The following is an 18,370-nucleotide window of genomic DNA, read 5'->3' on the forward strand; positions in this document are numbered from 1 at the left end:
GAACAACTGAAGTCTCCCGCTTCAACTCCTTTGATTTAGCGGCCTACCTCGCTGCTGTATGGTGATTCAACACAGCCGTTCGAACTCAACACGAAGGATACTCACGTGGTTGCGGATTTTCGATTCCGAGAGCGCAGAGTACGGAGCGAGCCGGCTCAGCGTCATCGGATATCGACGCTCTCGTGCCGAGAGGAACACACACGCGGCAGCGAATCCCTCAATTGATCGGCCCTTTAATAATCCATTCTGGAGGATTTGTCGGTACCAGTACGCTGCTCGCTCACGGAGCGGCTGAGATAGCTCGACTGCTGCCGCGACATCGCGGAGTTCGCGGAGACCACTTACGAGTGAGCGTTCATCGCTCTGCAGCCGCTCGTTGTATCGGCTGAGTCGATCCGTGTCACCGTGAACGGATCGAGTAATCGTGGTGCCGGTATTTACCCACTGTTGGCTCTGCTTTGGCCCGAGTCGGCGGTCTTTATACTCGCGCCACTGGGGCTCGCTGTGCTCGATCGGGGAGTCTTCAACTACGACGCCGCAGTCGTTGCAATAGGTGACTCCATCGTCGGTGAGGAGTTCGCCGTCGACGCAATCTGGACATTCTGTCCCCGAAGTCGTTTCACTGCGACTTTTGGGGTGGGGGCCGGCCGTTGTGGCCGAAGCTGCACTACTGGCGAGACGTTGGGGCTGACGGGAATTCGTTGTCGGTGCCAACAAGCCGGTGCTGCTGATGCAGCAGTTCGGTGCTTATCCTGTTATGTGTCCGGCGTTCTCTTGAGCTTTACCCTCGTCCGACGCTTGAAAGGATGGGCGATTGTCAGAGGCACATTCTGTGCCGGGTTCGCCCAGTACGACAGAGCAACAGTATCTGACTTAAATTGATAACCGAGATCAGTATTCGGACCCTCGGGCGGAATCAGATGTGAGTGCGAAACCAGAAGACTCGTACACTCTCGAGATCGCATTCTCCAGCCCGTTTAGATGGGCGTCTATGTCGCTGATTGTGTCAGATGGAAGCGCAGAAATGTACGCACCGAACCGAAAAATTGCCTGTTCGTAGCGTCTCCCGTCGACATGCTCTGGAATAGTTTGTTGGAAGAACGCACTGAACTCGCCGAAGCGTTCCGGCGATTGGGTCGCACTCCCTGGGAGTGGTCGATCTCTATCGCGCCGTCTCGTTAGGTAGACATACGCGACCCAGCATCGAACGTCAAAAATCGGGAATCGGACAGAGTATTGTCCGGGACCGCTGTCAGCGAGATGGAGGAGGAACGCGGGGGTGACGACGGTCCGGTTTGCAAGTGCACCGCGCTCCACGAGTAAGTCGGCCAACTTGCCGACAGCATCACCGGGACTGTCATCGAGGAGGTCGATCAGCTCATCTGTTGTGAGGACATCGGTAATATCATCGACATCGACTCCGCGACTGAGGTCTTTCCAATCCCAGAGGGTCCGCGCGCGCTCAAGGGCGTCCGTACGATCACGAATTACGTTTGTGTATGTCGCATTGTCATCTTGTTGAGCCGAGTACTGGAGTGCCCAGTATTCGACATTAAGTGGTGATGTGGAAGCCACACTCTCGTTACACGTGTCTGGGTGATAATCTACCCGCCGGAAGACTGAACGTCAAAAACTAGCGGGTTTCGTCAGGTGTCAATTTAAATGGGATATGCGCTCTCGACTGACTGAACGGTACCTGCCCGAAAACCTCCGACCAGGATGACTAAACGACCGAAGAGATTTACTGCTGCACACCCTCGCTGCGATTATCGGCACAAACGCCACTACCGTCGAGAATTGATGATTGATCTCACTGAAACTGAATCCGAACTCGTTGATCAGCTTCTTGACGTCCTTGAGGACGCGATAGATTCACTCCCGGAAATTGACGAGAGCTACGCGAACAAGACGAAAATACAGAAGCTCCTGTACTTCGCAATCGACGAGTTCGAGATCCCGGTCACTCATAGCTGGTATCTCGCCGGTGCTGTCGTCCCTGATCGGTCGATCGGTCCGGATGCACTCCAAACGGCCGACGGACCGACAGGACCCAGCAGTCCGTCAGTTCCGGAAACAGATTCTGAGGACGTGATTGAAAGCGTTAGCACGGTCGATCCGATTCTATTTACCGACTCGTCAGGGGAGGAATTCGATTCGGAGCTCTCATCCGACCTCGAAGCGTACGTCTCCCGAGGCGATCTGCTGTCGTTCTACCGCCAAGAGATTCCCGACCTCTGGCACCAACGGACGATGCGATTCCTCCAGAACTTCTACCAAGAGACGGCTCCCGACGAGTACCGTCTTCTGTACATCGAGAGCACACATCTCCGGACGCATCTCGCTGACCTCGTCGACGCGATTGACGCCATCATCAAGGGCGACACCCCGGAACGGTCGATTGCTTCGATTCGGGAGTCTATCGGACTCTCGATTTCTGACCTCCATTACTATATTGGTCGCCACGACGACCTCAGTCAGACTCTCGATATCGTTGTTGAGAGTACCAACCTCATCGAAGATGCCGTAATGCGACTCGATCAGCATTCGACAGCGGATCTCACTCCTGAACACCGGTCGGCCATCGAACGTCTTCAGGACTTCTTCTACTACTACGTCTGGAAGTATCCCTGTTTCCTCATCTCAGCGAACACCGCGAGTGGCTCTCAGGCCGACCACTTGCGGGCAGAGCAGCTCGCCGCCTTCAAAGAGTTTGACGATCGCGTTCTCGACGAACGAAGCACAATCGCGGCCGATCTCGCTTCGGTCGACCTTCTCCCATCACCGGGCGACTACGAACCGATCGACGATAGTGTCCTGTCCGAAAGACTGTGCGATTTATCAACACAGTATCTCGAATGAAAGAACATGCCTGGTATCGGAGATGACGATGCAGGGGTGGGGACACTGAGTCCCGACAACGTCTTCGTTGATACGAGTGTCCTTCTCAACTACGCCCAGCGGGTCATTGAACGCGACCACACGTCTCCGTTAATCGATAGTGACGATGTCGAGGTCGTCGTTGGAGTGAGCGTCGCTGACGAACTCGAGGAGGTCCGGGAACGCCGTGAACACATCTACGAGGATTTCCTCGCGTACCTCATCGACGACACGGAAGACATCGGTGAGTACGATCCGGCGTCACGACGCCCATATTTTCAGGCGAATGATGAGCGGCACATACGAAACATCCAGATGAAGCTTGCTCAGTTGGACGACCGGCGTAAGATCCAACGCGACCTCCGCCATGCACTTCGTTCGATCGAGCGTCGCCTTAACCATCTCGTCGATGAAGTCGTTCCGGACGGCTTGTTCGACCAACAGCCAGGATTGACCGTACTGTTCGCGCTGCAGGACGTTATTCCGAACGACAAGGATCGAAGCGTCGTTGGCGATGCTGCGCTCTGGTCAGCAGAGGCTGAGGAGAGTTCGGGCGTGTTCGCCACGACTGACCGAGATGACCTGCTCGATCTCGCGGACGAGTTCAACGAGGTTCTCAGAGGCGCGAAGGGAGAGGAGTGGACGATCACGATTGTCCACCCAAAAGACCTCTCGGTCGTCGATGAGATTCGGCCACTCGATTCTTCTACCTCGTGAATTAGCCCGATTGCATACAATCTCTGTATTTTGTACGCTATTCGTATCCGGTTCTGAGGGCTTCAACAGAGCCAAATCACCTACCCTCCACGAGCCTGAATACGTCCATCACACAGTGAGATCGAGTGTCAGTTTGACGTACTCAGTCGCCGAACCGTACTCGTTCTCTATTACCTCACAGAGTTCCCGGTTGAGGGTGAGGCCGCCACGTGTGATATTTGCCGAGCCGAGGTAGACGAACGAGTCCGAGACGACAGCCTTCGCGTGGAGGCCCTCGATCTCCTGAACATGAACGTGCTCGGGGAGTCTCCGTTTGATGTAATCGTTGTGTGACTCCCCGGAACGAACCAGAAGATGGATCTCCTTCTCTGAGAGCGTTGCCAGCGCTTCGACGAGGGACACTTCCCGAGACTCGAATCGGTCGTTGATCGGGAGACTGAGGGAGACGTCGCTCAGCCAGGGCGAGACCACGACGACAGGGTCGCAGTGCAGCAGCGTGAACCCGATGAAGTACGAGAGGCTCTCAGAAGGTAAGGAAAACGCTCTTGTCATCGAATTCACCTGCTGGGGGTAGTTCTCGGTCGAACATCTCAGTGCTAGTCTGGTCAGCGGGAACTGTTTCAGTAATATCCTCTCGAAGGGCTTCGAGCAGGACGTAACTGAGTGAGTCACTCTGATCCGTCGCGGCAATACACTCCCCGAGGTGAAGATTCTCCACGCAGCCGTCGATATCGGGGGAGAAGAACACCGTTTTTGCTCGGTCGACATCGGAGAGATCGACGCTTAGCGCATCGACGGCAGTATCGGGGAACTCATCCACACCGTCTACCTGCTTCTGAGCGATTGTCTGCTTCACCCGAAACGCGTCGATGGCTTCGATTTCCTCGTCGATTGCGAACTGTTCGGCTTTGTCAACGCTGGACAGGACTTCTTGAACGACCCGATCCACTACTGACTCGAACGGGGTGTTGAGCGCTTCTCTGACCGCCGCCTCAACATCGGGTTCTGCGGTGGATGTACAGAGTTTGTCGACGAAGGATTCACTCGCCCAGAGGCGTTCGTTGATAACTTGTGAGTTGTATCCGACCCGGTTAATCGCTTCCAGCACTGTCCCGGGATCGTTCGATAGGTCGTCGAAGACCAAGTCGACGACTCCCTGGCCACCCTCTGTTCGTTCGAAGATGTACACCTCGCCTGCATCGCGGTCGAAGCCGTAGAACAGCATCGAGGTATTAACGGCGCTGATATCCGAGACGATCTGGAGGTAGAAGTGTGCTGCCGTGTGATACGCGACGTATTCGTAGTCGATCTCCTCGAACTCGTGGTAGCGTTCGACGAGCGAACGAACGTCCTCGTCGGCGACTCTCTCGAGGAACGACTCGAGATCGAACACGAGTCCTCGTGTGTCGATTTGGAAGCCGAGTTTCTCTTCCGGGCTGTCGAGTTCTACCTCGAACGGGTCCCGCTGATCGAAACTCACCTCTGTCCCCCATGACTGAGCAGGACGAATACTCAACGTAACTCCGTCAAGTGTTACCTCCGAGGAGACGTCCGCAAGCGTTACCGAACCCGCCCGCTCCGTTTCCGAGCGGAGTTCGACGTTCGTACTTACCTGGGGGTTCGAATGGATTTTCCCCAGTTCACTTTTGTTGTGGCGTAGGCAGCTATCGATATCGGTGATTATCTGGTAGCAGACGGGGCAGTACCGGACGATATTCATCGCATCCTCACTCAGATCGGCCATCGCGGACAGCTCGATTGAATCAGGGATGAGGATGCCGTCCTGAATCTCTCCACTGACGTGCTGGGAGTAGTCCAGTTCGACGCCGTCTTCTGTAACGCGAGTACGCGGTAGGAACGCGTACATCTGGTTCGTCTCCGATTGGTACTCCGACCGATACGGCGTGTAGGTACTCACGAGCTTGTCGATCGACTCATCAGTGCTGTCGCCGTTATCGGGATTGAAGACGCTAAAGAAGCGCCCAGCACCACCGAAGTAGTTTTGAGGGATGTACCAAACCTCTCCGAGGCTACGGTCGTTCACGCCGAGATACTGCTCGAAGTAATACGCACCGCGGAGGAGCCGCTTGACGGCGTATAGACTGAGGTGCGGGTTGCTAAACGCGACGTATTCCTCTAATTCGTCGAGTGTCTCGATGAGGTAGTGGATGCGTTTCTGTGTGCGGTAGTAATCCTTGATCCGTTCATCGTCGCTTAGACTGTCGAGCTGCATAGCCGCGTCTTGTACGTCACTGAGCCTGTCTGTGCGAACTTGTGGAATCGTCCGATCTGTAGCACGATCAAGCCGGCTCCGGAATTTCATCAGCGGACCAGTCAGGCTGAACAGGTCCGCCAGTAAGTCATCGAAATGTCGTATCTTGGTCTGCGTATCTCCCTCAGGGATTTCCGACGCAGTCTCTCGAAGGTCTGCTAAACTCGATTCAAGGGATGCTACTTCCTCCTCGTATCCCGTTTCCCCGAGCGCCTCGAGTTCGTCCTCATAGCCCGACACCTGCCCGGAGAAGGCGTTGATCAGTTCGAGTACCTGATCTTGGACCTTGTGGACATAGGTGTTGACCGTTTCCTCGCCCCGTACTACGTTTCCGTCATCGAGCTCGAAGAATGACTCAATCTCCTCGAACGTCTCGCGCTGGTCTTCGAGATGTGACCTGAGTGCCGTACGCGCCTCGCCTACGAGTTCCTCTGAGAGTAAGGGCTGGGGAGCGACGTCAACTCCGAACTCCTCGTCAAAGAATTCCCCTGGCGAAAGCAGTAGATCACGGTAGGCGTCGAACTCGAGTCGATCGTCGAGATATTCGTCGAGGAACTGTTCACCGGGGTCACGAAGGGTGAGATTGGGCTGGTCTTCGATTCCGAGTGACACCTCGTAGTACTCACGGAACCGAGAGTGGACCCATTCAATAACATCGTTGTCTGTCTTGAGCGGTGTACGGATATCAGAGTCGAGGAACCGGTCCGCCCGGTAAAACATGTTTGAATCCCCGGTGAGACTCGAGAGCATCACCGCGATGTGTGAATCCATTCCCTCCTTACGCGCGGCGCGGCCGGCACGCTGTTTGAACGAGGAAAGATCCCAAGGCGTCCTGTACTGTGTAATCGTCTTAATTTCGCCGACGTCGATTCCCACTTCTAAGAACGACGTGGATAGAAGGACGTCGCTGGCACCGACGTCCCCCGAGTCAAAACCGTGTTCGGCAGAGACCGGCATGAACGAGAGGTGCTCGTTAAGGAACCTGTGATCCATCGCCTCAGCAACGGCCGCCCAGTCTTCGACATCATCGTCGCCGTCGCCGAGGTGGTAGCGCCAGAGCTCTCGGTTGTGGTCCGCGTCGAGGAGCTGCGTGTATTTTTGATTGATTTGAGAGATACTATCGATGAAGGCGAGCATCTTCCCACGCTGCCCGGAAGACTGCTCAAGGAGGCTGTGTCCGAGGAGAAGGTGCTGTTGGATCGACATCGACGACGCACCTGGCCCGTCAGGCGCGGCGAGCATGAAGTAGTAGTGTTCGTAATCGTCGTGGTCGTCATCGAAATCCGATGCGCCGGGTTCGACGGTACGGATGTCGTCGTTCGACACACCGAAGAGGCGCTTTCCGAATCGAGCCGCATTGTCGATGGTAGCGCTCGACCCCAACCAGAGGATTGGCTGCTCGGTAATCGCGTTGACGTTCTCGATTATCTTCGACGCATGAGCCCCTCGAATCTGGGTGTTCATGTGGACCTCGTCTAAGACGATTGTTTCGAAGTCATCGACCAGAGAATAGTGTGGCTTGAGAGCGAACCCTTCCAGTGACTCAAGTGTCGTGAGAACAATATCGGGCCGATTGTTGAACACCATATCGTGGCGCGACAAGATCAGCTCACGATCGGTGAACGAGTGGTCCGGGTTGGCCTCACAACGGAGCGTGTAACTCTGAGAAGTTCCGTGGTATTCGAACGCGTTCGGGCTACCTTCCTCGCCACACCAGCAGTTGGCGAGTTTGAACCGAGGGCGGCCGCTATCACCGGTGAAGAAGGTTCGATCTCCCTCGACCTCGTTCATCTTGTACGGCATGCCACCGACGTAGACACCGACGGAGAGCTGATCGTCGGTGCTTGAATTGATCTGGTGGATGTGTTCGAGGACACGACCCAGTTGGTCCTGTAGCAATGCCCGACTCGGGTAGACGATAGCTGTCGACTCCTGTCGTCCATCACGAAGCAGCTGGTAGAGTGGACCCAGGAACGCCTCCGTCTTGCCGAATCCGGTGGGTGCAGAAAACACGGCAGCCTTGTTCTGATTCGACTCTCGCCGTTCCCGGTCGAGTTTATCGACCGTCTGCCAACTCTTGACTTGGAAGTCTAGTGGATCGAATCCGAACAGGTCGATTATCTCTTGAACGAACTCATCAGACCCGGTATACGGGCTCGTCTGTCGTCTCTTCTGCCGCTCACGCCTGTACTTGAGTGCCTCGGTGACGAACGGAGGGTCTTCCTGCTCCGACCTGAAGATTCGGCGGTTCTGAAGTATCGCTTCGATCAGTGGCTGAATATCGTCGTTTAGCCGAGATGGCTTCGTGTTCCGGTCTACGAATTGCATGAGAAGAAGGGGATACTATTGTCGTTCACCCGCCCGTTCTTCAAGCTTACTAACACCTCGTAACGACGGGAGGAAGGAGACTACGAGAGTGTCAGCTCAATATATTCGCCGATATCAGACTCAGCGAGCAGCGTCCGCTGTTCGGGTTTGAGGTCGGCGTACGAGAGGCGTTCGTCGTCGATCATTCGCTCGATCAGCGACCTGATATCCTGTGGATAGTGGCCAAACAGCGTCTCTTGAAGTTCATCAAACGCCTCACGCATCTCCTGACCGTATTCGCGGGCATTCTGAGCTAACTCTTCAAACATCACGTCCTCCTCCGAATAGACGTGCTCCTTCCACCGCCAGTCGTCGAGGAGGCCGCCGAGAGCTCGGAGTCGCAACTCGTCCACGCGTTCGACGCGATCGTTCAGCCGCTGCATCGCGGTAACCGTTGAATTGTGCTTCAGCCGAAGTTCCTGGATCCGGTTCTGTACCGTCGTCTCTGCACTCTCTACCTCTGATTCGAGCGCCGGGAGACGTTCCTCGATGGTTTCGTATTCTCCTCGTTCGAGTAGATCCATAACCTCGTCGACAGACTGGCGCGCCGAGGTGTCGATTTCGACACGCTCGTCGAAGAACGCACTTGCGAGTTCACGCTGGAGGAGTGTTTCCTCCATCGTCTCCGCTAATTCGTCCAGTTCGTCAGCGAGATGCTGACGTCGATACTGCTTCTGTACGCTTTGCAGCTTGGCTTCGAGCGACTCACTGTCAGTCGACATAGTAGCCTCCAATCTCGAGGAAGTTTTTTGCAAAGTCGGATTCGGTGCCACCGCCGACAATCGAAATATCGTCGTAACGCTCGTAGACGTTGGTTTTCGTGAGTTTCATGCTGATCAATATCGCTTGTAACCGTTCGTCAGCCGACCTGTTCTCAAGGTCACCAGCAAGACGAGCAGCGTCCGCTGCCTCGTCGATAGCTTGCTGATCTAACGCCACGAACTTACCGAGTGACTCGACCATGTCGGTGTCCACGTGGTCATACGTCCGAAGCGTTTCGAGAATGCCATCGATATTCGAGATCGAGACTGACGCGAGTTCATCGGAGACCGTGGTAACCGTACTCTCTCTATACTCGTCTTCCAACTCCTCAAACACGCTGTTGAGATCGTACGAAATATCAGCAATATCCCGGATTTTGCTGTCCGTATCGAAGCGTATACGAGAGGAGACACGCTGGATTCTACCCCGACCAAGCCCTTCGAAGACGGCAGTAGGGGGATGATCCTCAAGCCGCTCACGAACACGGGCCACGTCGAGCGTGTTCGCGTTCGCTCCGAAGAAGGCACTGACCATCTCTTCGAACCGGTCAGCTTGGTTCATGAACTCGACTAGATTATTGAATCCGTCTTTCGAGAGTTCCTGTTTCAATGCTGCTCGCAACTTTGAATCAAGCGTGTACGAACCGGATTCGCTATATCGTTCGCTCAGCCGCTCGGCGGTTACCTCTTTGAACGGAGAGCTGAGAAGGACCACGTACGCGTAGCCAGCCAGAGCTAGATCCTCGAACTCATGATCTTCATTCTTTTTGAAGAATTTTAGATCGGAATTAATGTTCTGTTCGATGATCTGCTGCTGCCAATCTCGCGCATACCCTGTCAGCTGCGTGCCGAGCCCCCTGAGCAACTCGTCGAAATCAGCTTGTGATTTTCCCTCCTCTCGATAGATACCGAATTCAAGGAGGTTTTTCAGGTCAGACAGCCGAAATTCTTGGGGGTCGACAACGATCTGATCCCCATCAAGAGACTGTTGCTGACTTGCGAAGACGAATGGATCCTTCTGACTGCTCAGGTTATATCGCAGTCCCATCCCGTCGAACAGTTCGAAGTTATCGGTGAGGTGTTTAATTGTGTCTCGTAGCCCGATACGGATATACTGGGTTATTTTTGAGAAATCATCAGGATTGCTTTGCCACGGCTGTACGTTCGGCCGAAGCTCTTGGACTAACCGCTCGGCTTTAGGCGGCTTTGGTGGGTCCGGTGGCGTGACCGGTGGATCGTCCGGTGGATTGACGGGCGGTGTGGATCCGAGGTCTGTCGGGACAGTAATACTGCCATTCGAACGGCTGACCCCATCCACTTCCTGTACAGCTTCGGATTCTCCGAAAGCATCGACGAACCTAGCATCAACCTCTATTTTGCCTTTTGTCGGAACCCCATACCATCGAGCAAGGTTGGCAAGTGTCTCTGCGCTCTCGTAGACCTCGGTCGCGGGATCAACTTGATTAGTTAATACTTCTAGCCGATCAGCGCTGGATGGTGCGTCGATGTACCCTTCGTAGTAATCTCGAAGCACATCGAATACAGCCATAACATACTCACGGGGCGATTTCTCGTCTTCTTGAAGTCCAGCGTAGACTCGCTCGAGGAACGGCTCATTAAACGGAAAGAGGTCGCGGAATGACTCGTCACAGAACCCGCAGTCAGAACAGATTGTGCCCGAGGGTGCAGGGTTTAGTGAGAGTTCGAGTCCATCTCCGCTACGGTCGTACTCTACACTTCCGTCGAACGATTTGAAATACCCGAGATATGGGCGGATGAAGTCCACAGCGGAGTTTTCGTCGAGGAAGAGGACGCTATTCGAGTTCTGGCGGTTCGTCCGATAAAACTCAAAACGGTCCTCTGCAGTTTGTGTATGAAGAACCTCCGTTGAATCTCGAGTGCCTGCGACGACGAAGTCCCAATTGTCGCTCGGTTTGTCACGCTCCATATAGTTTCGGAGGCGTTGTCCTTCCATCGCTGTGATGGCGAAGTCCTCGAAGATGATCACGGGGCGCGTATCTGTGAACCGATCGCCCACGCGCTCAAGAACGTCGTCAAGGGACGCAGTTTGATAACGCTCCCGAATCTCGCGCCAAAGTTCCTCATTTAACGCTTCAACGGCGTCTTCCACGTCGATGGTGTCCTCGACAACCTGTAGGAAATCGTTCCGACGATACGCTTGCTCGGTGACGAACTTGATTTCCTTCGCATATTTGCCCTTCTCGACGAGAAGTGAGAGTTGGTCCTGAACGAACTCCCGGATCTTCTCTTCCTTACCTTGCGCATCCACATCGTAGCCCCGTGCACTGAGGTTGAGAATCGCACCGGACGTTGCGTTGTTAGCGACAACGCTCCCGTTTTTCTTGAGGTCATCCCGAAGCTGCTGGAAGTTCGACGCACCGGGCATCTCTTCGTCGAAATGTTGTTCGTAGAACTCGGGGATTCGTTCCGAGAGAAGCGTCATCAGGTCGTCGTCTTTATCAACATGGAGTATCGGTCGGCCATCCTCGTCAAGACGGTGTGACAAATAGGCACACATCTCAGACTTCCCGGTTCCGACCTCCCCCTCGATGATCACGGAGAAATTCCCGACTCGCTGGTCGGTGAATTCACGATACACTGCATCCTCGCCGACGACCTCTTCTTCTGAACGAGTTCCTTGTGGCGACCGAAATACCTTGATCGGCCGGTGTGTGAACTCGAATAGGTCCTTATTGTCCGAGCGGACGGCTGCAACTTTCGAGAACAACTGTCGAAGCGTCTTCTCATCAACTGCCTCGAAGTGCGGGCACTGAAACTCTGTATCTTCCTGAATCGTGCTCATGTCAGATCAGTTTGATTGCGTTTGCTTCGCCGTCGATTCCATCGTACGGGGGGATACCACCGAGGCCAACGGCACCGGAGTCTCCGTACTCCACGACCCGAATCTCATCGTCCCGAACGAGCTCGAACAGGACACGAGCAATCCCTTCGGGGATCGAACCGTCGGACGTCGTTTCGACATAAAGCAGATTCTCACGGAGCCAGCGGAGATACCGCTCGATAACGATGCCGGGCGTCCCATCGATATTTATCCCGCTGCCTTCAGCGGCGAGTTCGAGCGAGTGTCGGATCAAAGTCGGGTCAGGGTAGACCGTATGTTCACGTCCACTCACTTTATGTACCAGTCCGAGGAAGTGAACGAGCCGTGTCCAGTTAGCGAACTTAGGGTCATTATGTACAATTAGCCCCTGCTGAGACTGTGGCCGATAATTAATCTCGGAGTACCAATCGTCGATATCGGAGTAGATCTGTTGTTCGTTGTTTTCGAAATGCTGGATGTCCTTATCGAGTAAGAACTTGTAATTGAGCAGAACAGCGGCTTGCTTCCCCCAGTCACTTGACTGGCACTCTTGTGCAAGGTTGTGGAGAGCGGTGAGTCGGAAATTCCAGCGCTCGTCTCCGACGTCCCACTCATACTCACGAGCGTAGTACGCTTCCTCCTCTTTGCCGATCATCCGAAGGAGCCGAAGCCCGTCAAGGATGGAATCAAGCCCAGAATCGATTTGGGTGTCGCTCTTGATATGAGACTTCGTCTCGCTCCCCTGACTGATCGATCGATATACCGGGAGGAGTGGCCCTGGCGTCTGAATCGCGTTGAGGAGATATCCTTCGCTACTACTCATCTGTTAGGCTGTTGTAACCAGGCATGGTATCGTTTATGAATTGATGATTCGTCAGGGTCGATCTCGACCGCTCTGTCTGCGGCGTCCTTCACTACCGGCGTCCGTGCCGCGTAGGACGGGTCGAACGTCTGTCCATCGTCGCTCACCGCACGGTTGAGGCTTCGAGCGACTTCGGACGCGGTTTCCCGGTCCCACTCGATGCGCCGGCGTAGCCACCGTTCGAGACCCGTCACGTCGTCCTCGTCGAGTGGAACGGAGCCGTACTCGTCTGGTCGCGCAAAAATCTGCCCGAATACAGCGTATAGTGGCAGGAACGGTGCATCGGGAAGAACTTCGAACAGGGCTTCGGTATCCTCGAGTTTTTCCCCGGTGATGAACTCATAGAGGTTCGCGTTGTCGTGGATGAAGAGATTCTTTGTGTCCAGTAGCGGGAGGTCCCACCCGGCGTCCTTATACACCTGCTCGAATCCGGTGTACAGACGTTGATAGGAGCCAACGTTTTCGACGAACTGTTCCTGGTAGAGCGGACGCTGTCCACCACGTGGCGTGAACCGACGTGAGTCCGTGACCACGATGAGCGTCTCTGGACGAGCAGCATAGCGGCTGACGAGATGGTCAATCGAGTACTGTGTCTCGCCCTCATAATACTCGCTCGTTGTTACGACCAAATCGTTGCGAAACGCGTCTTCCTCGAGTTGGCCGAGGACTTTGTAGTCGTAGTCGAGGTAGTCGTACTGATGCGTGTACGACGGGAACTCCCCACCGGTGTTGAGTGAGCGCCACGACGTAGGGTAGGTGAACGTCTGGAACCCGAGATAGTTGATGGCCGGAAGCGATCGAAGCATCCACCAGTACGTTTGTCCGGTGTCGTCGTGGATGGCCGCGATATCGGCGTTCCTGAGCCGCTTGAACGTTGATGGCTCCGTCATGCGTTGGAGGGAACGGTGACTAGGGCACTGAGAACCTGATTATCGAGCAAGTCGTTCTCGAGGTAGTAGGCGGGCGTGCGCGAAAGGAGTAAGCACTCGTCACAGTAATCCTCGCATCGGTCGCAGTCGGCGACCTCTCCGACCCGAGCCTGGATGTCATCGAGCGCGTTCCAGACCTGCCATGCGATCCCGTTCCCACCCTGACGGCTATCCACGATATTAACGGTGATCGTCGATTCAGTCTTGTCTGTATCGACTCGGAAATCCGACCGTTCGCATTGTGCAACGACGGCAATCGCTTTCTCGAGGGCCTGCTTCAGGCTAACGAGCGCCTGTGGCCAAATCTCCTCATCGTCATCGACATCGAGTCGATTGGCAACGTCATTCTGGTCGAACTCGAGAGTCAGACCCTGCGTGTGATACTGTTGGCCGACCGGTGCGTACTCTTCGGTCTCGCTTTCCTCGAGGCGGTCCTCCCACGATTTCCCGCTTTCGGGCGACGACGAAGACGGATCGCGCTCGATGAGGGCTTGCGACCGAAGGATCGACTTATCGGGGCTCGACGAGTGGCGGCGCTCGAACGCGTACACGAAGTCCGTGACATCGAGTTCCCCGTAACTTGCCTCACAGTCCAGTCCGAATACAGTCATCGAGGCGGTCTTTTGCGGGGGAACGTCGCTATCGGAGACGGCAGTCGTCATCAGTCCCCGAGTATTGTACCGCTTCTGTCCGCCACGTGCCGGTTTACACTCGACCGAACTCACCCCATGAACGTTCGTTTCTTCGAGGGGGGCATCACAGTACGGACACTGCTCCGTGTCGAGTTCGTAGCTTTCGAACGGACGCTCACAGTCTTCGTTCGTACACACCATAACCGTCGTGAGCGGTGTTGAACTTCCGCGGACGTCATCCACGATGTAGTCCGTACCGTGGAGGGTGACGAGCGATCCCAAGTCGTTCTCCGGGCCGGGGAACATGTCGTAGAGTCGACCGGACCCCTCGAACTCGATCCCCTCGGAACGTCCTGAGAACTTCACGGGGAATTGCTGGCCGAAGCTGCGGTAGTTCGCTAGATAACCGAGGCGGCCCAGCCACTGATCGAGGCGATTGTTCGATTCGGTGAACGCCTTGTTTGTCTCCGCCGACCCCGACATCGATATGATCTGTGAGAACGTTTTCTCGATACGATGAGGCATCGAAAGGGGCCCACTGTCGATGAACACGGACTCGAACGCGTCGATGCCCTGTTGACCGAAGATCGACCGCAGATGTCGCTCGAGTGCTTCTCGGCGTTCTGCAAGCAGGAACTCCTGTAGAATGTCGAGACTCTCCTCGACACTGTGAACGAACGCGTCCAAGTTCTGGTTGGTCTCGTTCAAGAGGTATTTCCTCTCGAAGACGTTGGAGGGGTGCGGGTTGCGGGCCAGATACGCGAATGTTTCAGTCACGACATGGCCAGCGAGGAGTTCTTCGAACTCGTAAGGGTCAGGGACACGGACGGGTTCGAAGTCATCGAGGAACGTTTCGAGGTTCCCGTAGTAGTGCCCGTCAACCGGGTGTTCGCCCCGAATAGCGGTGGCGACAAGTGAGGAACTCCCGCGGGTCCGGCCGGTTCGACCGCTTCGCTGGACGTAGTTCGTAAGCGTTGGTGGAATACCCACTTGGGCGACGGTATCGAGGCTTCCGATGTCGACCCCCAGTTCCATCGTCGGCGTCGCGCTGACGATGTTGACGTCCGGGTCGTCTTTACGGAACCCTTCCTCGATCGCTCCGCGAAGCGTGTGCGGAACGTTTCCCTTGTGGATTCCGACACTGATGAACTCCGGGTCGGCACCATTCCTTATCGGCGTCGTGATGTCGTGGGCCCAGTGGTCGACGGCATACGGCCAGCCAGAGTCGATGTCCGCGTACCCGGGGTCGGCGACGAGCCTTTCGTCCTCGTCACGAGTGAACCGCTGGTATGATTCGATCGGGGTCCCACAGTCGGGACAAGCCGAGAGTGAGGCGTCGCCGATGGGGTACGATCGGTAGCACTCCGTACAGAATGATGCCCGCTCTAAGAGTGTAAGCGTCGACTTATCGCGGCGCACAACGCGGGTGAGAATTCCCGTTTCTGACTCCTCATCACGAATTCCGGCCTCGTTGAACTCGTCACGGACCCGCTCGATGTATTCGACGGTTTCCTCTTTCCGGTCTTCACTGACGTTCGCGTTCGCTATCGTCTGCCTGACTTCTTCCCACGATTGCTCAACGACGATCGATTCGTCAAGCAACGCATCAAGGACCTCAGGGAGGACGTTGTAGACGGTTTCGGTGTCGTAGCCAGAGCGAGACGAAATTCGCTCAGCGATCTTGGGAAGCGAGACCCCCTCGATGTCGATGGTGTTCTTCGAGAATCCCACCCGAGGATCCTTCACGAACAGCTTGTAAGCCTCGTGCGCAACGACCCGTTCGACCGGGTCGTCGAACTGGATGACAGGCTCCGCGGTGACAAGTGCGCTATCGAGGAGGTTTTCCGCGTTGTGAAGCATCGCGTGAGCTTCGATATCGTCGAGAAGCGTACGGAGGAAGTTGTACGCCGTCCCGTCCTCGTCGATCTCGTTCTGGATGAGCGGCTCCCAGTACGCTTCCCGGAGCTCATCGGCGACTGCACGAAACGCCTCGTAGTTGCCGGCACTACCCCCGTTCTCGATCAGATGTTGTACGTAGAGCGTCTCCGCCATCAAGCCGTACTCTGTCCCGATGATACTGTCACCGACAGACTCGGCGGCGCTGTGGGAGTCCGAGAAGACGAGCGTCTTCTTCGACGGGCTCGTTCGGCAGACCTCCGTCAACATGTACGACAGGAGGCTCGTCGTCGGCACGCCGATATCCGTGAGCCGGAGCCACTGACCACAACCTGGGCAGTCGTCGACGGGGGCAGCATGGTCGAACGGTCGGAAGCTCTCCTCGTCGTCAGCCGTATCGTATTCGACAAACGGATAGTGACACCGCTTACAGAACTGGATCTCCGCGTTTCGTGTATCGCACGACGTGCAGTGTTTATCCCGCGTAACGTCGCTACAAGACTCACAGAGGTACGCTTGGGTCGGCGGCTTCAGGAAGACGTGGTACTTCTCCGTTACCATCCCCGCAAGGCGGCCGAACGCCATCACCGCGTCCAGCACTCCGGCGGTCTCGTCGACATCTTCGTCGGCGAGCTCTGCGAGGAGGCCGTCATAGTGTCTGAACCCGACGTCGCCGGTCGTCCCTTCGTCGAACCAGCTAGCGAACGCCGCAGCCTCGGGTACCTGCGAGCTGACGAAATCGAACCACTCGCTATCGAGGCCGCCGGTCTCAAGCAGCGTGTCGGCAAGATGGTTCTGCCCGGATTCAGTGGATGTAATCTCCGATACCGAGTCGAACGTGTCGTCCGCGAGGAGAGCATCCACTTCGTCAGCGATGGGGCTCCGAACCCAATCGAGGCTTGTTGGGAGAGTCACGACATTCGCAGCATCGACAGATACGAGACCGACCTCGCTGACCGTTTCGTAGGCATCCTCGAGGCCGGCTTCGGCGAGGTTATCGGGGGTTGATTCGCCGAGATCGGCGAGGGCAAGTACAGCGGCAATCTCACCGAGGTCACACGGGGTAAATCGATCGAACGAGGGAGATGATTGGATCGGGAACTTCCGCGGCGTGAAATCGATCGAGTTGATTTCGGCTTCGGGCGTTCCAGTGAGTTTGTGTGCGAGCTCCCTAGGGTTGTCCACGGTAGCAGAGACCATCGTTATCTGGGGATCCCTCTCCGCGTAGAACGATTTAAGCCGCTCCGAGAGGAGCCGAACTGAGGCTCCGGAGATGCCGCTCCAAACGTGCGCCTCGTCGAAAACGACGTGCTCCACGGGGTGTTGGCCTGGGTCTTCCCCGAGTATCTGACGCGTTTCGGAGTTGTTGCTCACGAACATATGGTCGAGCGCCTCAGGGTTCGTGAGCAGGATATCTGCGCCGTTTCTGATAGCGTCCCGTGTGACCCGAATCCACGAATATTTGTTGTCTTGCGTCCCCACCGTCATGTCGCCGAGCATCCGGAGCTTCTCGCCCTCCTCTCGCGGACATTCGAGTCCTCGGACGTACGAACCCTCCTCGATTTCGTGTTCACGGGTCCCTATCCGGGTCGGTGTGTCGGAATCCCAAATTCCGATCGTAATCCTGTCTTCAGGGTCACGGTGGCGGTTAATCCGATCGAGGTACGAAATAAACCGATTGAGCTGATCAACGCCGAGAGTCTTCATCGGGTAGACGATTAGCGACTTCAATCCTGGTTCGTCCGTGGAGATACAGTGATCAAGGATCGGGAAAAAGAACGACTCCGTCTTTCCCGTCGCAGTTGGCACCGCCAAGACGTTGTCGTTCGAATCAGCCGAAATCGAATCGATCGTCTCTGCTTGGTGTTCGTAAAGCGACCCACTCGGGTCGCCGTCAAATAGGTCACCGATGATCGCGTCGATGAGTTCGTCACTGTAGTCGAGATCACCGAGGAACTCTGCCGCTGATCGCTCATGGAACTTCGGAGCATCGACGAACTCGACGTATGGACCCTTTTGTTCGACGATTTCGTTCCGGATGAACGATGTCGCTTCCTCATCGCCGACTACTTCATCGAGTCGAGTCATTTGGCGGTTCCACCAAGTGATCTCTGCCGCACGGTCAATCGCGGAGTCGAGTGTTCGCTGTGGTGAATGCATTAGAAAGTTAGAGTAGTTATTACGAGATGTTTCTGTGGTTGTATTTCTTCCGTCT

At 55.6% G+C, this 18,370-nt stretch carries 11 protein-coding genes; 2 read left to right on the forward strand and 9 right to left on the reverse strand.

Translation table 11 applies throughout. The features are described 5' to 3' along the window. Nucleotides 1-66: 66 nt before the first annotated feature. Nucleotides 67-717 carry a transcription initiation factor IIB family protein gene (locus ACNS88_RS13035; protein ID WP_435098383.1) on the reverse strand — a complete coding sequence of 217 codons (651 nt, stop codon included), beginning with the start codon at nucleotides 715-717 and terminating at the stop codon, nucleotides 67-69. Nucleotides 718-891: 174 nt separating this feature from the next. Further along, nucleotides 892-1,575: a hypothetical protein gene (locus tag ACNS88_RS13040; protein WP_435098386.1), complete on the reverse strand. Its 684-nt coding sequence runs from the start codon at nucleotides 1,573-1,575 to the stop codon at nucleotides 892-894. A 225-nt stretch (nucleotides 1,576-1,800) separates the two neighbouring features. Here ACNS88_RS13040 and ACNS88_RS13045 point away from each other — a divergent pair, with 225 nt between their 5' ends. After that, entirely contained in the window at nucleotides 1,801-2,859 is a 1,059-nt protein-coding gene (locus tag ACNS88_RS13045) for a DUF8098 family protein (RefSeq protein WP_435098389.1), read from the forward strand. 6 nt (nucleotides 2,860-2,865) lie between these two features. Next, a complete protein-coding gene (locus ACNS88_RS13050; protein WP_435098392.1) occupies nucleotides 2,866-3,594 on the forward strand; it encodes a DUF8169 family protein in 729 nt (242 codons plus the stop codon). A 108-nt stretch (nucleotides 3,595-3,702) separates the two neighbouring features. On the opposite strand, the gene ACNS88_RS13055 is transcribed toward ACNS88_RS13050, so the two are convergent. The 7 genes from ACNS88_RS13055 to ACNS88_RS13085 form a co-directional block, all read right to left on the reverse strand. After that, a complete protein-coding gene (locus ACNS88_RS13055; protein ID WP_435098580.1) occupies nucleotides 3,703-4,146 on the reverse strand; it encodes a phospholipase D-like domain-containing protein in 444 nt (147 codons plus the stop codon). Then, entirely contained in the window at nucleotides 4,118-8,194 is a 4,077-nt protein-coding gene (locus ACNS88_RS13060) for a DEAD/DEAH box helicase (protein ID WP_435098395.1), read from the reverse strand. The genes ACNS88_RS13055 and ACNS88_RS13060 overlap by 29 nt, the downstream gene beginning before the upstream one ends. Nucleotides 8,195-8,274: 80 nt before the next feature. After that, nucleotides 8,275-9,006, reverse strand: a complete 732-nt coding sequence (locus ACNS88_RS13065) for a hypothetical protein (RefSeq protein WP_435098398.1) — start codon at nucleotides 9,004-9,006, stop codon at nucleotides 8,275-8,277. Next, nucleotides 8,945-11,818 (reverse strand): TFIIB-type zinc finger domain-containing protein, encoded by a 2,874-nt coding sequence (locus ACNS88_RS13070; protein WP_435098401.1) that lies wholly within the window; start codon nucleotides 11,816-11,818, stop codon nucleotides 8,945-8,947. The genes ACNS88_RS13065 and ACNS88_RS13070 overlap by 62 nt, the downstream gene beginning before the upstream one ends. A gap of 1 nt (nucleotide 11,819) precedes the next feature. Then, nucleotides 11,820-12,659, reverse strand: coding sequence for a hypothetical protein (locus ACNS88_RS13075; protein WP_435098404.1), 840 nt, complete (start codon nucleotides 12,657-12,659; stop codon nucleotides 11,820-11,822). Beyond that, nucleotides 12,656-13,588 carry a hypothetical protein gene (locus ACNS88_RS13080; RefSeq protein WP_435098407.1) on the reverse strand — a complete coding sequence of 311 codons (933 nt, stop codon included), beginning with the start codon at nucleotides 13,586-13,588 and terminating at the stop codon, nucleotides 12,656-12,658. Before ACNS88_RS13080 ends, ACNS88_RS13075 begins: the two co-directional genes overlap by 4 nt. Beyond that, the gene (locus tag ACNS88_RS13085) at nucleotides 13,585-18,243 is read right to left on the reverse strand and encodes a DEAD/DEAH box helicase (protein ID WP_435098410.1); all 4,659 of its coding nucleotides are present in this window, start codon (nucleotides 18,241-18,243) and stop codon (nucleotides 13,585-13,587) included. The genes ACNS88_RS13080 and ACNS88_RS13085 overlap by 4 nt, the downstream gene beginning before the upstream one ends. Nucleotides 18,244-18,370: the final 127 nt, after the last annotated feature.

The organism is Halorubrum shenae, assembly GCF_051194165.1.
In the GTDB taxonomy this organism is placed as follows: domain Archaea; phylum Halobacteriota; class Halobacteria; order Halobacteriales; family Haloferacaceae; genus Halorubrum.